This is a genomic window from Bordetella genomosp. 6 (genome assembly GCF_002119705.1).
In the GTDB taxonomy this organism is placed as follows: Bacteria; Pseudomonadota; Gammaproteobacteria; order Burkholderiales; family Burkholderiaceae_B; genus Bordetella; species Bordetella bronchiseptica_F.
The window spans coordinates 775,397-789,984 of record NZ_CP021107.1 but is presented as its reverse complement, the minus strand read 5'-3'; the positions used below and the strand labels follow the sequence as shown (position 1 = coordinate 789,984).

The 14,588-nt window shown below is 69.1% G+C and carries 14 protein-coding genes; 12 read left to right on the top strand and 2 right to left on the bottom strand.

The features are described 5' to 3' along the window. Nucleotides 1-19 precede the first annotated feature (19 nt). The 8 genes from tolA (at nucleotide 20) to CAL11_RS03725 (ending at nucleotide 8,382) form a co-directional block, all read left to right on the top strand. Nucleotides 20-1,147, top strand: a complete 1,128-nt coding sequence (gene tolA, locus CAL11_RS03760; protein ID WP_086092200.1) for a cell envelope integrity protein TolA — start codon at nucleotides 20-22, stop codon at nucleotides 1,145-1,147. Nucleotides 1,148-1,163: 16 nt separating this feature from the next. Continuing rightward, entirely contained in the window at nucleotides 1,164-2,480 is a 1,317-nt protein-coding gene (gene tolB, locus CAL11_RS03755; RefSeq protein ID WP_010931417.1) for a Tol-Pal system beta propeller repeat protein TolB, read from the top strand. A gap of 31 nt (nucleotides 2,481-2,511) precedes the next feature. Beyond that, entirely contained in the window at nucleotides 2,512-3,009 is a 498-nt protein-coding gene (gene pal / locus CAL11_RS03750; protein ID WP_033463926.1) for a peptidoglycan-associated lipoprotein Pal, read from the top strand. A gap of 86 nt (nucleotides 3,010-3,095) precedes the next feature. Further along, nucleotides 3,096-3,785: a tol-pal system protein YbgF gene (gene ybgF / locus CAL11_RS03745; RefSeq protein WP_086092199.1), complete on the top strand. Its 690-nt coding sequence runs from the start codon at nucleotides 3,096-3,098 to the stop codon at nucleotides 3,783-3,785. Continuing rightward, the gene (locus tag CAL11_RS03740) at nucleotides 3,785-4,834 is read left to right on the top strand and encodes a FecCD family ABC transporter permease (protein WP_086092198.1); all 1,050 of its coding nucleotides are present in this window, start codon (nucleotides 3,785-3,787) and stop codon (nucleotides 4,832-4,834) included. The genes ybgF and CAL11_RS03740 overlap by 1 nt, the downstream gene beginning before the upstream one ends. After that, nucleotides 4,831-5,622 carry an ABC transporter ATP-binding protein gene (locus tag CAL11_RS03735; RefSeq protein WP_086092197.1) on the top strand — a complete coding sequence of 264 codons (792 nt, stop codon included), beginning with the start codon at nucleotides 4,831-4,833 and terminating at the stop codon, nucleotides 5,620-5,622. Before CAL11_RS03740 ends, CAL11_RS03735 begins: the two co-directional genes overlap by 4 nt. Nucleotides 5,623-5,789: 167 nt before the next feature. Then, entirely contained in the window at nucleotides 5,790-6,776 is a 987-nt protein-coding gene (locus CAL11_RS03730) for a tripartite tricarboxylate transporter substrate binding protein (RefSeq protein ID WP_033463937.1), read from the top strand. A 4-nt stretch (nucleotides 6,777-6,780) separates the two neighbouring features. Further along, the gene (locus CAL11_RS03725) at nucleotides 6,781-8,382 is read left to right on the top strand and encodes a gamma-glutamyltransferase family protein (protein ID WP_086092196.1); all 1,602 of its coding nucleotides are present in this window, start codon (nucleotides 6,781-6,783) and stop codon (nucleotides 8,380-8,382) included. A gap of 10 nt (nucleotides 8,383-8,392) precedes the next feature. On the opposite strand, the gene CAL11_RS03720 is transcribed toward CAL11_RS03725, so the two are convergent. Beyond that, nucleotides 8,393-8,848 carry a MarR family winged helix-turn-helix transcriptional regulator gene (locus CAL11_RS03720; protein ID WP_033463942.1) on the bottom strand — a complete coding sequence of 152 codons (456 nt, stop codon included), beginning with the start codon at nucleotides 8,846-8,848 and terminating at the stop codon, nucleotides 8,393-8,395. A gap of 105 nt (nucleotides 8,849-8,953) precedes the next feature. On the opposite strand from CAL11_RS03720, the gene CAL11_RS03715 reads away from it, so the two are divergent. Continuing rightward, nucleotides 8,954-10,207, top strand: a complete 1,254-nt coding sequence (locus tag CAL11_RS03715; protein WP_167382447.1) for an NAD(P)/FAD-dependent oxidoreductase — start codon at nucleotides 8,954-8,956, stop codon at nucleotides 10,205-10,207. A 12-nt stretch (nucleotides 10,208-10,219) separates the two neighbouring features. Here the strand turns inward: CAL11_RS03715 and CAL11_RS03710 are convergent, their stop codons facing one another. Further along, nucleotides 10,220-10,720, bottom strand: a complete 501-nt coding sequence (locus tag CAL11_RS03710; RefSeq protein ID WP_033463947.1) for a YbaK/EbsC family protein — start codon at nucleotides 10,718-10,720, stop codon at nucleotides 10,220-10,222. Nucleotides 10,721-10,839: 119 nt separating this feature from the next. On the opposite strand from CAL11_RS03710, the gene CAL11_RS03705 reads away from it, so the two are divergent. The 3 genes from CAL11_RS03705 (at nucleotide 10,840) to CAL11_RS03695 (ending at nucleotide 14,565) form a co-directional block, all read left to right on the top strand. Beyond that, the gene (locus tag CAL11_RS03705) at nucleotides 10,840-11,646 is read left to right on the top strand and encodes an alpha/beta fold hydrolase (protein WP_086092194.1); all 807 of its coding nucleotides are present in this window, start codon (nucleotides 10,840-10,842) and stop codon (nucleotides 11,644-11,646) included. A gap of 217 nt (nucleotides 11,647-11,863) precedes the next feature. Beyond that, the gene (locus CAL11_RS03700) at nucleotides 11,864-12,862 is read left to right on the top strand and encodes a Bug family tripartite tricarboxylate transporter substrate binding protein (protein ID WP_086092193.1); all 999 of its coding nucleotides are present in this window, start codon (nucleotides 11,864-11,866) and stop codon (nucleotides 12,860-12,862) included. A 68-nt stretch (nucleotides 12,863-12,930) separates the two neighbouring features. Next, nucleotides 12,931-14,565, top strand: coding sequence for an AMP-binding protein (locus CAL11_RS03695; RefSeq protein WP_086092192.1), 1,635 nt, complete (start codon nucleotides 12,931-12,933; stop codon nucleotides 14,563-14,565). Nucleotides 14,566-14,588 lie beyond the last annotated feature (23 nt).

The window sequence follows — 14,588 nt, the reverse complement described above, 5'->3', positions numbered from 1 at the left end:
AGCCGGCACAGCAAGACACATGACCCCACCCCTGATTCGAAACGACCGTTCGGCGCCCCCCTCGCCCGCCACCCAGGACAATCGCAAGGCCCTGGGCCTAGCGGTACTGGTGCACTTGCTGCTGTTGCTGGTGCTGATCTTCGGCGTGAACTGGCGTTCGGAAAACCCCGGGCCGGTGCAGGTCGAACTCTGGGCCGACGGCGACTCGCCGGTCGATCCGCCGCCCGACGACGTCAAGCCGCAGCCCACGCCGCAGCCCGAGCCCGAGCCGGAACCTGAGCCCGAGCCCCCCCCTCCGCCGCCGCCGCCCCCGCCGCCGCCCCCTCCTCCGCAGCCGGAAGTCCAGCCCAAGGAACAGCCGGACCCGGAAATCGCGCTGGAAGAGGCGCGCAAGAAGCGCGAGCAGGAAGAAAAGGCCCGCCAGGCGGCCGAAGCCGCCAAGGAAAAGGCGCGCCTGGATGAAGAGCGCCGCGCGGCCGAGCTCAAGGAAAAGCAACGCCTCGAACAGGAGCGCCGCGCGGCCGAGAAAGCCGCGGCGGAGAAGGCGGCCGCCGACAAGGCCGCCGCCGAGAAGCAGGCCGCCGAAAAGAAAGCCAAGGAAGAGGCCGCCAAGAAAGCCGAGGCCGAGAAGAAGGCCGAAGCGGAGAAGAAAGCCGAGGCCGAGAAAAAGGCCAAGGAAGAGGCGGCCAAGAAGGCTGCCGCGGAGAAAGCCGCGGCCGAGAAGGCGGCCGCCGAGAAGAAAGCCAAGGAAGAAGCCGCCAAGAAGGCGGCCGCCGACAAGGCCCTGCGCGATGCGTTCCGCAACGACGCCCTGGGCGCGGCCGGCATCCCGGGCGGCACGGCTGACCGCAACCAGGCCGGCGGCGGACGCGACAGCGGCTACGGCGCCAAGGTGCGCGCCTGCGTGCAGCCAGGCGTGGCCTATCCGCCGCCGCCGCGCGCCGGCTCGGCCAATCCCACGGCACAATACCGGGTACAGTTGGGTTCTGATGGGAAGGTCAATGGTGTCACGCTGACCAGTTCTTCCGGCAACCCGGGTTTCGACCGGGCGGTCGAAACCGGCATCCGCCGCTGCAACCCTTTCCCCAAACCATCGACCGGCCGCTACGAGCCCATTATCGATGTTGTGTACCGCATGTACGATTGACAGGAGATTGCCCGCTATGACACCCGCCTTCCGCCGCGCAGACCTGACGGGGTTCCTGCGCACCTACGGCGCCGCGCTCATTCTGCTGCTGGCAGCGATGCTGGCCTGGCAACCCGCCCAGGCGCAGCTGCGCGTGGACATTTCCGGCACCGGCGCCACGCAGTACCCGGTCGCGATCGCCGACTTCGCGGTCGATGACACGCACGGGCGCGCGCTTGCCGAGGTGATCCGCGCCGACCTGACCCGTACGGGCCAGTTCCGCCTGATCAACGCCGCCGGTTCCGGCCTGAATGTGGATTCGCAGGTCGCCCACGATGACTGGCGCGCCAAGGGCGCGGACTTCCTGGCCTACGGCAGCATCACCCGCGGCCCGGATGGCCGCTATGACGTGCGCTACCGCCTGGCCGACACGGTCAAGAAAGGCCAGCTCGACGGCGTGGCGTTCTCGGGGACGGAGCAGGAGCTGCGTCGCGTGGCGCACCAGATCGCCGACCGCATCTACGAGAAGATCACCGGCGTACGCGGCGTGTTCTCGACCCGCATCGCCTACGTGCTCAAGCGCGGCAGCACCTACGAACTGCAGGTTGCCGACGCCGACGGCCAGAATCCGCAAGTCGCCCTGCGCTCGCGCGAACCCATCATTTCGCCCAGCTGGTCGCCCGATGGGTCCCGGCTGGCCTATGTGAGTTTCGAGTCGGGCAAGCCGGTGGTGTACGTGCACACGCTGGCGACCAGCGCGCGCATTCCGGTGGCCAACTTCAAGGGCAACAACAGCGCGCCCGCGTGGTCGCCCGATGGCAGCCAGCTGGCCGTGGCGCTGACCCGCGATGGTTTGTCGCAAATTTACATCGTTAGCGCCGGCGGCGGCTCGAATATGCGCCGTATTACGCGCTCTCCGGGCATCGACACCGAGCCGAACTTTACGCCCGACGGCCGTTCCATTATCTTTACCAGTGACCGTAGTGGTGGGCCGCAAATCTACCAAACCGGCCTGGATGGTGGAGATGCCCGCCGCCTGACGTTTAATGGTGGTTACAACATTTCACCCCGAATTTCCCCCGATGGATCGACGCTGCTGTACGTTGCAAGACGCGACGGCGCGTTTCGTATCGCTTCGCTCAACCTGTCCTCAGGATCCGAAACGCTGCTGACTGACGGTCGTGACGATCAGTCTCCCAGTTTCGCGCCCAACGGCATGCAAGTGCTCTACGCCGCAATCCAGAATGGTCGTAGCGTACTTGCCGGTGTCTCGAGCGATGGGCGCGTGCGGCAGACCTTGTCCGTCCTGAACGGGGAAATACGTGAACCAACGTGGGGCCCTTTTACCCGTTAACACGTGTGACTCTCTTTGCAAAGGAACTATCATGAAGTCGCGCATTGCCAAAAGCCTAACCATAGCTGCGCTGGCCGCCACGCTGGCAGCCTGCAGTTCCGTCCCTCTCGACGACAAGGCAGGTCAAGCTGGAGGCTCCGGCCAGGGTTCGGCCACCGGCCAGATCCTGGATCCCTTCAACCCGCAAAGCATTCTGGCGCAACAGCGTTCGGTGTATTTTGACTTCGACAGCTATACGGTGTCGGAACAGTATCGCGGCCTGGTCGAAACCCACGCCCGCTACCTGGCTTCGAACAACCAGCAGCGCATCAAGATCGAAGGCAACACCGACGAACGCGGCGGCGCCGAATACAACCTCGCACTGGGCCAACGCCGTGCCGACGCTGTCCGTCGCATGATGACCCTGCTGGGTGTGTCGGACAACCAGATCGAAACCATTAGTTTCGGCAAGGAAAAGCCGAAGGCGACGGGTTCGAGCGAGGCTGATTTCGCCGAGAACCGCCGCGCCGATATCGTTTATCAGCGCTAAGTCCTCGCGACGCCAAGCAGCCCCACCACGCGTCGGGACGGTCATCCGGCCGTCCCGACGTTTTCGTTTCAGACCTGGATATTTTCATGCGCGATCAAGCCCTGCCCCTGCGTACTCTGGTCATTACCGCCAGCCTGGCCCTCGCGGCCATGGCGGCCCCCGCCCATGCCTTTGCCGACGATGAAGCGCGCCGCGCCATCCTGGATCTGCGCCAGCAGGTGCAACAGCAGAATGAGCAGAACCAGCGCGCGCGGCTGCAATTGGCCGATCAGTTGCACGCCATGCAACAGGAAATCGCCCAATTGCGCGACCAACTGGAACTGATTTCGCGCCAGCAGCCCAATGCGCAGGGCGGCCAGCCCCAGCACGCCGGCAACCCGCCGGGCGTGACCGCGGTCGACCAGCAGGAGCAGGCCGCCTATGACGGCGCAATCGACCTGTTCCGCAAGGGCCAGTACAAGGACGCCGCCGAATCGCTGGCCGCCTTCATCGCGCTGTACCCGAACAGTCAGCTGGCGCCGACGGCGCAGTTCTACCTGGGCAGCAGCCGCTACGCCATGAAGGATTTCAAGGGCGCGATCGAGCAGCTCAACAGCCTGGTGCAGAACGCGCCGACCAACGCCCGCGCGCCCGACGCCCTGCTGGTGATCGCCGGCAGCCAGATCGAGCTGAACAACCGCGCCGGCGCCAAGGCCACGCTGCAGCGCATCGTGCGCGACTATCCGACCACGCCGGCCGCCAACACGGCCAAGAGCCGCCTGCAACTGCTGCAGTAATGGCCGCGGCCGCCCCCGACGCGGTGCGGGCCTACGGCCGCCTGCTGCGGCGCCGCCGGTGGCTGATGGCCGCCCTGGCGGCGGCAGCCTGCGCGGCGCTGGCCGCCGACGCTGCGCTGGGTCCCGCCGGCCTGACGCTGGCCGAACTCTGGCGCACCCTGCTGCAACCCGGCGCCGCCGATACGGCGGCCCGCGTCATCGTCTGGGACATCCGCCTGCCGCAGGCCGCCATGGCCGCCATCGTGGGCATGGCGCTCGGGCTGGCCGGGGCCGAGATGCAGACCATCCTGAACAACCCCCTGGCCAGCCCGTTCACGCTGGGCGTCTCGTCCGCCGCGGCGCTGGGCGCTTCGCTGGCCATCGTGCTGCATGTCGGCCTGCCCGGCGTGGCCGGGGCCTGGCTGGTGCCGCTGTACGCTTTCCTGTTCGCCGCGCTGGCCGGCCTGCTGCTGGACCAGGTGGCGCGGCGCCGGGCCATCGGCGCGCCGGCCATCGTGCTGTTCGGCATCGCGCTGGTATTCACCTTCAATGCGCTGATCTCGCTGATCCAGTTCACCGCCAGCGCCCAGGCGCTGCAGAACCTGGTGTTCTGGACCATGGGCAGCATGGCGCGCGCCGATTGGGCCAGCGTGGGCATCCTGGCGGCGGCCTGCGCGCTGGCCCTGCCGCTGGCGCTACGCCACGCCTGGCGGCTGACCGCCCTGCGGCTGGGCGAAACGCGCGCGGCCAGCTTCGGCGTGGACGTGCGCCGGCTGCGCCTGGCCGCCCTGTGCCGCATCAGCCTGCTGGCCGCTCTGGCGGTGGCATTCGCCGGCACGATAGGCTTCATCGGACTGGTGGCGCCGCACATCGCCCGCCGCCTGTTCGGCGAGGATCACCGCTTCTATCTGCCCGGCAGCGCGCTGACGGGCGCGCTGATCCTGTCGCTGGCCGCCTCGGTGTCCAAGAGCCTGGTGCCAGGGGTGATCGTGCCGGTGGGCATCGTGACCTCGCTGGTGGGCATTCCCTTTTTCGTGGCGGTGCTGCTGCGCCGCCCGCAAAGCCTGTGAACGCGCCGGGGCTGGCCATCGAAGGACTGGGCGTGGCCTATGGCGCCCGCACGGTCATCGCCAGCCTGGATCTGGGGCCCTTGCCGCACGGCACGCTCACCGCGCTGCTGGGCCCCAATGGCAGCGGCAAATCCACCCTGCTCAAGGCGGTGGCGGGACTGCTGCCCGCGCGCGGCGGCGCGATCGCGCTGGACGGACTGAGGCTGGACCAGGCCGGGCTGGCGCAACGGGCGCAGCATGTCGCCTATCTGCCGCAAGGCCTGCCGGCCGATGTCCACCTGCGCGTGTTCGAATCGGTGCTGGTCGCGGCGCGCGCGCATGGCGAAGCGGCCGGACAGGCCGGGCCGCCGGCCGTGGCCGCCCTGCTCGAGCGGCTGGGCATCGGACACCTGGCGCTGCAATTCCTCGATGAGCTGTCCGGCGGGCAGAAGCAGCTGGTGGGGCTGGCGCAGGCGCTGATACGGCGCCCGCGCGTGCTGCTGCTCGACGAGCCGCTGTCGGCGCTGGATCCGAACTACCAGTTCCATGTGATGGACCTGCTGCGCCAGGAAACCCGCCGCCATGGCTTGATCACCATCGCGGCGCTGCACGATATCAATGTCGCCCTGCGCCACGCCGACCAGGCGCTGCTGATCCGCGCCGGGGAGCTGGCCGCGGCCGGCGAGCCAGCCGCCGTGATCGACGCGCCGCTGCTGGCGCGCGTCTATGGCATCCAGGCGCGCGTGGAACGCTGCTCGCGCGGCCATCCCCATGTGCTGGTGGACGGCGTGGCCGGCCCCGTCAGGTAGCGGCAACCCGAACGTCATCGACGACGCATGGCCGGCCGCGCGCCATCGCATAAAACGTTGACATAGCAACTATATGCTCATAGGATGAGCACCTCGCCCGCCGCCGGCCCGGCCGCGGCGCGCTTCCCGTTGACTTCCCCGCCCATATCCGCCCAGGAGATGCATTCATGTCCGGTTCCCGCTGTTTTACGCTGGCGCGCCTGATCGCGCCCGTCTTCGCGGCCGCAGCGCTGGCCGCCGCGCCCGCCAGCGCCGCGGATTTTCCCAGCCGTCCGATCAAGCTGGTGGTGCCGGCGCCGCCGGGCGGCGCGGGCGACATCAGCGCGCGCGCCATCGCCGAAGGCATGGGCGCCAAGCTGGGCCAGCCGGTCATCGTGGAAAACCGCCCCGGCGCGGCCACGCTGCTGGGCCTGCGCGCCGTCGTGCGCGACCAGCCCGACGGCTACACCATGGCGCTGCTGCCGGTCACGGGCGTGGCCATCGCCACCACCATGTACGACAACGTCCCCAGCCTGGAAAAGGACTTCTCGTATGTCGCCGGCGTGGTCAACGCGCCGCACATGCTGGTGGCCCCCGCCGGCCAGCAGTCGGCCACCGTGACCGAGCTCGTCGCCCGCCTGAAGGCGGCCCCCGGCCGCTACAACTACGCCTCGCAGGGCGTGGGCTCGCTGTCGCACCTGGAGTCGGCGCTGTTCCTGGACGGATCGAAGGCGCAGGCCGAGCACGTCCCGTACAAGGGCAGCGCCGAAGCGCTGCCCGGCCTGATGAGCGGCGAGACCGCCTTCATGTTCGACAGCGTCGCGTCGGTCCGCACGCACGTGGCGGCCGGCAAGCTGGTGGCCCTGGCCACCAGCGCCAGCGGCCGCGTGCCGCAGTTCCCCGATATCCCCACGATGGCCGAACTGGGCGTCACCGACCTGAAGGCCGACAACCCGTTCGCGTTCGTCACCCCGGCCGGCACGCCGCCGGCGGTGGTGGCGGTGCTGACCGATGCGGTGCGCACCGCGCTGGAAGACCCCAAGATCATCGAGACGCTGACGCGCGCCGGCATGGTGCCGGCGTTCCATCCGCCCAAGGATATCGCCCGCATCGCGGCCGACGACCTGGCGTTCTGGCCCGGGCTGGCGCGCCGCGTCGGCGCCAAGAAGGAGTAATCGCGTGACCGCATCCCACCCCCTGGACTGGACCTTCCCCTACGTATCGCAGCGCATGCCCGCGCTGGGCGAGAACATGGTCTGCACGGAGCAGCCGCTGGCCAACCAGGCCGCCATGCGCATGCTGGCCGCCGGCGGCAACGCCGTCGACGCGGCGATCGCGGCGGCCATCACCATGACGGTGGTGGGCCCATGCATGAACGGCATCGGCGGCGACCTGTTCGCCATCATCTGGGACGGACGCCAGCTGCACGGCCTGAACGCCTCGGGACGGGCGCCGCAGGCCTGGACCCGGGAATACTTCTCGCGCCATGACGCCATGCCCGCGCGCGGCTGGGACGCCGTGACGGTGCCGGGCGCCGTATCGGGATGGGTGGCGCTGTCGCGCAAATTCGGCAAGCTGGATTTCGCCCGCCTGTTCGAGCCGGCCTTGCACTACGCGCGCCATGGCTTTCTGGTGACGCCCATCACCGCGCGCCAGTGGGCAGACCAGGCCGAACCGATCATGCAGGGCCCGGGCTTTCGCGATGCCTTCGCGCCCAACGGCCGCACGCCCCAGCCCGGCGAACGCTTCATCTGCCCCGGACAGGCCGATACGCTGCAGGATATCGCGGACACGCACGGCGAATCGTTCTACCGCGGCGCGCTGGCCGCCCGCATCGCCGCGTTCGCGCGCGAGACCGGCGGGGCGCTGACCGAGGCCGATCTGGCCGCGCACCAGGCCGATTGGGTGGACCCGATCGGCGCGCAATACGGCGAGCTGACGCTGCACGAGATCGGCCCCAGCGGCCAGGGCATCGGCGCGCTGATGGCGCTGGGCATGCTCGATGGCCTGTCGGGCAAACTGGGCCAGCCCGACAGCACGGACTTCTATCACTACCAGATCGAGGCCATGAAACTGGCCTTCGCCGACATCAACCGCTACGTGGCCGACCCCGCCTCGATGCGCGAGGTCTCGGCCGAGATGCTGCTCGACCGCGCCTACCTGGCCGCGCGCGCCGGCGCGATCAGCCCGACCGAAGCGCGCTACCCGGGACCCGGCAAACCGCACAACGGCGGCACGACGTACCTGACGGCCGCCGATGCCGACGGCATGATGGTGTCGCTGATCCAATCCAACTTCAAGGGCTTCGGCTCCGGCGTGGTGGTACCCGGCACTGGCATCGCCCTGCACAACCGCGGCTGGGGCTTCAACCTGATCGAAGGCCACCCCAACGAAGTCGGGCCCGGCAAACGGCCGTTCCACACCATCATCCCAGGCTTCCTGATGCGCGGCGGCGCGCCGCTGATGAGCTTTGGCGTGATGGGCGGCTCGCTGCAGGCGCAGGGCCATGTACAGGTGACGGTGCGCACGGCCGCCGGGCAGAACCCACAGGCCGTCGTCGACGCGCCGCGCTGGCGCATCCTGGAGGACAACCGCACCGTCATGGTGGAATGGAACTTCCCCGATGCCGCCGTGGCCGGCCTGCGCGAGCGCGGCCACGCGGTGACCGTGGCGCCGCGCTTCTCGGATGAGTTTGGCGGCTCGCAGGCCATCATGCGCATCGAGGGTGGCTACCTGGGCGCCTCGGACCACCGCAAGGATGGACAGGCCAGCGCGCTCTGAACGCAGCGCCTCAGAGCTCGTCCATGATGGCCTGCGCCTGTTCGGCCAGCTTGTCGAGCGTGGCGTTGAAGGCGGCCAGTTCGTCGGCGGACAGGGCGCGCTTCATGCGCTCGTCGCGCGCCAGGCTGATGCGCAGACCCTGCCGGTACACTTCGATACCGGCAGGCGTCAGCGACGCCAGCACCTTGCGGCGGTCATGGGCGCTGGGCACGCGGTTCACGTAGGCTTTGTCGGTGAGTTCCTGCAAGGCCCGGCTGACCTGGCTTTTGTCGTAGCGGCAGAAATCGGCGATCTCCTGCACCGAGCCGACGCCGTCGTTGGCCAGGAAGAACATGACGCGCCATTGCCGCACCGACAGGCCGAGTTCGCGCCCCATCATGAGTTCGAGGCTGCGGTACAGCAGTTGGCTGGTCGACAGGAAGCGAAAGGCAAGCAGGCGGGATGCCGCCTGGGTGGATTTGTCCATGCTGAACCCTGAGCGGAATGGGAATGGCGGGCGCCAGGCAGGCCCGAGTATACAGAACGCCTCGCGCCCGGCTGGCGCGCGGCGCGCATCACGGAGATGGGATCGATGAGCAAGGAAATCATCGTGCTGGGCGCGGGCATGGTGGGCGTATGCGCGGCCCTGCACCTGCAGCGCCGCGGCCACCGCGTCACGCTGGTCGACCGGCGCGAGCCGGGGCTGGAGACCTCGTACGGCAATGCCGGCATCATCCAGCGCGAGGCGGTCGAACCCTATGCCTTCCCGCGCGGCCTGGCCACCTTGCTGCGCGTGGCGCTGCGCCGCGGCTTCGACATCCGCTACCACTGGGGCGCGCTGCCCGCGCTGCTGCCGCGCCTGGCCGCCTACTACGCCGCCAGCGCGCCGCGCCGCTACCGGCCCATCGCGCTGGCGTACGGCCAGATCATCGCCCATTGCACCCATGAGCACCAGGCGTTGATCGACGCCTCGGGCTGCGACGACCTGATCCGGCGCACCGGATTTCGCTCGCTGTTTCGCGGCGCGGCCGGCCTTGCCGCGGCGACCCGCGAGGCGCGGCGCCTGGCCGACGAATGCGGCGTGGCGCTGGCGATCGAATCGGCGTCCGACCTGGAACAGGCCGAACCGGGCTTGCGGCCCGGCGTGAGCGCCGGCGCCATCCATTGGCAGGAACCCTGGAGCGTGGCCGACCCCGGCGCGCTGGTGGCCGCCTATGCCGAGCGCTTCCAGGCCGAAGGCGGGACGGTGGTGCGCGGCGATGCCGGCACGCTGCAGCGCGCCGGCGCCGGCTGGTCGGTACAGATCGAGGAAGCGGCCGGCCCGGCCCGGCGCGAGGCCGGCCACGCCGTGGTGGCGCTCGGCCCCTGGTCCGATGGCCTGCTGCGGCGCTTCGGCTACCGGCTGCCCCTGTTCGTCAAGCGCGGCTATCACCGCCATTACCAGTGCGCCGCCATGCCGAGCATGCCGGTGCAGGATGCGGATTGCGGCTTCGTGCTCAGCCCGATGCGGCGCGGCCTGCGCCTGGCCACCGGCGCCGAGCTGGCGCGCCAGGACGCGCCGCCCACGCCCGTGCAGCTGGCGCGCGCCGAAACCGCCGCGCGCGACCTGTACGCACTGGGAGAGCCGGCCGAACCGGATTTCTGGATGGGCAGCCGCCCCTGCACGGTGGACATGCTGCCGGTGATCGGCGCGGCGCCGCGCCACCCCGGCCTGTGGTTCAACCTCGGGCACGGGCACCAGGGCTTTACGCTGGGGCCGGTCAGCGGCCGGCTGCTGGCCGAACTGGTGGACGGCGCGCCGACCGTGGTCGACGCCGCGCCCTACTCGCCCGCCCGCTTCGGTTGATGCAATGCGCCGTCAGGCGGCGCGCTGCGCCACATCGGCGACCGGCGCGCCGGTCATGTCGGCCAATTGGCGCGGCGTCAGGCTGAACACCGCGTGCGGATGGCCGGCCGCCGCCCACAGGCTGTCGTACCGGAACAGATCTTCGTCGAGCAGCATCACCGGGCGCACGGCATGGCCGATGGGGCAGACGCCGCCGATGGCGTAGCCCGTCATGGCACGCACGAACTTGGCGTCGGCCTTGGCCAGCCCGCCCACCCGCGCGGCCACCTTGGCCTCGTCGACCCGGTTGACGCCGCTGGCGATGACCAGCACCGGAGCGTCGTCGGCCGCGCGCCGGAAGATGATGGACTTGGCGATCTGCGCCACTTCGCAGCCCAGCCCCGCGGCCGCCTCGGCCGAGGTCTTGCCGGTCTGGGGCAGCATGATCACCGGCCGGTCGTGGCCCATCTCGCGCAGCAGCCGCGCCACGCGCAGCGCCGACTCGGGCAGGGAATTCGGTTCGTCTTCGGCCATGGGTAGCGGATCCTTCGGGAAGTCATCGAAAACGCGATCGGCCACGAGTGTATCAGCCCGCCCGCGCCGTCCGGGCTAGAATCACGCCCTGCGGGCCGTCGCGGCGCGCCACACCTGCCATGCGCTCAGAACCTCAACTTTCCTTGCAGACCGCCGCCATCGACGGTTACCCCATCGCCTACGCCGAGGCCGGCCAGGGCGCCCCCATGGTGCTGATCCATGGCTCGCTGTGCGACTGCCGCTACTGGAAACCGCAGCTCGGGCCGCTGGGCAGATCCTTTCGCGTGCTGGCGCCGTCGCTGCGCCACTACTGGCCCGAAGACTGGGATGGCGCCGGCGACGATTTCTCGGTGGCCCGCCATGCGCAGGATATCGTCGAGTTCATTGAAAACGTGTGCGGCGAGCCCGCGCACCTGGTGGGCCATTCGCGCGGCGGCCGCGTCGCGCTGGAAACGGCGCTGCGCCGCCCCGACCTGGCACGCTCGCTGGTGCTGGCCGACCCGGGCCTGCCGCTGCCCGGCGGCGACGACTCGCGCGGCGGATTCCGCCAGCGCGCGCTGGCGTTGATCCGCGACGGCGACCCCGACGCGGGCCTGGCGCTGTTCATCGACACGGTGACCGGGCCCGACACCTGGCGTCGCATGGTGCCCTGGTTCAAGGACATGGTGCGCGACAACGCCAATACGCTGCTGGGCCAGGCGCGCGAACAGCCCGGGCCGCTGACGCCGGATACCCTGCGCAGGCTGGCGCTGCCGACGCTGCTGATCGGCGGCGCGCTCAGCCCCGCCCCCTACCCCGAGGTGCTGGACATGCTCGAAGGCGCCTGGCCCCACGCCGAGCGCACGGCCATCGCCGGTTCGTCGCACGGCATGAACCTGGGCAACCCGCGCGCCTTCAATGGCGCGATCGAAGCCTTCCTCGCCTAGGCCGGCCCGGCGCGGCGCCCAGCCGCGCGGACTGCGCACCCGATACGCCGGCCGTATTGGCCGAGACAAATAAAGTATTTGTGGAGACCGCCGCACCCTACATAGCATTGCCAGCTGTTGCACCAGTACGCGGCATGCCACGCGGAACGTTCCCGATCCGCGCCATGCCGCCGACAGAACAATCGACAACAGCCTCAGGCAACCAAGGGGGAGCAACATGGCGATTCACAACAAGGCACGGACATACCTTGCTTCGGCCGTCGGGGCGGTGCTGTGCGCGTTCGCGGCACCGGTTTGCGCGCAAGCCACCTACCCAACCCGGCCGGTCAGCATCGTGGTGCAGACCCCGCCTGGCGGCCCGCTGGACGCCGCCATGCGCGTCGTCGCCAAGCAACTGGAGCAGCGGTTCGGCGGCAACGCCAGCGTTATCGTGGAGAACAGGCCCGGCGCCAACGGCCTGATCGCGACGAAGTTCGTCGCCCAGTCGCAGCCGGACGGCCATACGCTGCTGGGCGTCAGCGTCTCGCATGTGGCCAACCCCAGCATCCATCGGAACATGCCGTTCGATCCCCTGCGCGAGCTCAAGGGCATCGCGCACCTGGGCGTGGCACGCAACGTTTTCGTTGCCAGTTCGGTGGCGCCGCCAAAGAGCATCGAGGAATTCGTCGCCTGGGCAAAAGAAAACCCGGACAACGTGACGTTCGGCTCCGGCGGCGTGGGTTCGGGCGGACACCTGATGGCCGCGCTGATCGCACAGTCGACCGGCATCCGCATGACACACGTCGCCTACAAGGGCGGCACCGCCATGCTGCCCGACCTGGTCGCCGGACGGGTGCTGTTCAGCGTGGACACGCTCAAGAACATGGCCCCGGTCGTCGAGGCAGGGTCTGTGAGGATACTGGGCGTGACCAACGCGCAGCGCTGGCCGGACCTGGCCTCGGTGCCGACCTTCGTCGAGTCAGGCTATCCGCAAGTGGCGCTCAACTCGTGGATCGGCATCGTGGCGCCGGCCAAGACCCCGCCGGCAGTGATGGCGCGGCTGGAGCGCGAGCTTGCCGCGATCGCCAGCCTGCCCGAGGTCAGGGAGCAGTTCTCGGGGTTCGGACTCAGCATCCTTCCCGAGCCGCTGGTCGGCGAGCAATTCCAGGCCTTCATGGAATCGGAGAAGGCCATGTGGAAGAAGATCGCCGACGCCGCCGACATCAAGGTCGACTAGGCCGTCCATCACCCGGCCGGCGCGCGCCGCTGCGCGCACGGACCCTGCACAACGACATCAAGGCCCCCATGGCAGACTTCACGCTGGACGAGATCAAGCAACGCCGCATGGCGGAAATCACCGCGATGCAGGCCCGGCGGCATGGCGAGAAGACCTTTCTTCATTTCCTGCCGCGCGGCGAGAAGATCAGTTATGCCGGGTTCGACCGGCGCAGCAGCGATGTGGCCCGGGGCCTGAAAGCCCACGGCGTGGAGACCGGCGCGCATGTCGGGCTGATTCTCGACAATTGCCCGGAGATGATCCTGGCGGTATTCGCGCTCGCCAGGATCGGAGCGGTGTGGGTGCCGATCAATACCGCGGCCAAGGGCAAGCTGCTGGTCTATTACCTGGATTTCGCCGACATCACGACCCTGGTCGTGCACGAGAAGTACCTGGCCCTGATCGCGGCCTGCCTGCATGAACTGCCCAGGCTGGAACGGATCGTCGTCGTCGAGGATGGATCCGGACACATCGCGCCGCAAGGCCCCCGGTCCATCCGCTTTGCCGAGCTGGAGCGGGATGGTCCGGCGGACCAGTCCTGGGACGCCGACCCCTGGCAGCTTGGCGCGCTGCTGTTCACGTCCGGCACGACGGGGCCCTCCAAGGCCGTCATGTGGCCGCAGGCGGGGCTGAATGTGTGGGCGGTACAGAATGCCACGGCGCGCTGGGTTACCCATGACGACGTGGAGTATGTCTGCCTGCCGCTATTCCACGCCAACGCCTTGCTCAACAGTACCTGGACGGCGTTCGTGGCGGGCGCCACCGTGGCGTTGACGGACCGCTACTCGACCACGCGCTTCTGGAACGAGATCCGCCAGAGCGGCGCCACCCGCTTCAATTCGCTGGGCGCGATCGTCAATTTCCTGTGGACCCAGCCGCCCACGCCGCGGGATCGCGACCACAAGGTCCGGCTGTGCTCGATGGCGCCCGTCCCGCCCTACGTGCACGAATTCGAAGCGCGCTTCGGCGTGAAGGTTTTCACCGGCTACGGGCTCAGCGACTACTGCCTGGCGGCCTCCACCCGGCTGGACGACCCGGCCGGGAAGGCCTTCAGTTGCGGCAAGCCGCGCCCGGGCATCGACTTGCGCATCGTCGACGACAACGACATCGAACTGCCCGCCGGACAGACCGGAGAGATCGTGTTGCGCAGCCATGAAACCTGGAGCACGGCTTCGGGCTACTACAAGATGCCCGAGGCGACGCTGCGGGCACGGCGCAATTTCCTGTTCCACACGGGCGACCGGGGCTACCTGGACGCGGACGGCTACCTGTACTTCGTCGACCGCAAGAAGGACTCGATACGGCGGCGCGGCGAGAATATTTCCTCGCAGGAGGTCGAGGCCGTCCTCACGTCGCATCCCGAAGTCGTGAATGCCGCGGTCTATCCCGTGCGCGGCGATCTGCCCGAGGACGAAGTCGGCGCCTCGGTGCTGCTGCGTCCGGGTAGCGCGCTGAGCTACCAGGACCTGACCCGGTACTGCGTGGAGAACATGAGCTATTACATGGTGCCGCGCTTCCTGGAATTCGTCGATGCGCTGCCGCTGACCGAATCCGGCAAGATCGAGAAATTCAAGCTCAGGCAGCGCGCCGAGCAGCGACCATCGCCGCTGTGGGATCGCGAGGCGGCCGGCGTTGTCGTCTCGCGCGCAGGCGCCAAGCCGTAGCACGCCGCGCCCGCCGCCCGGCA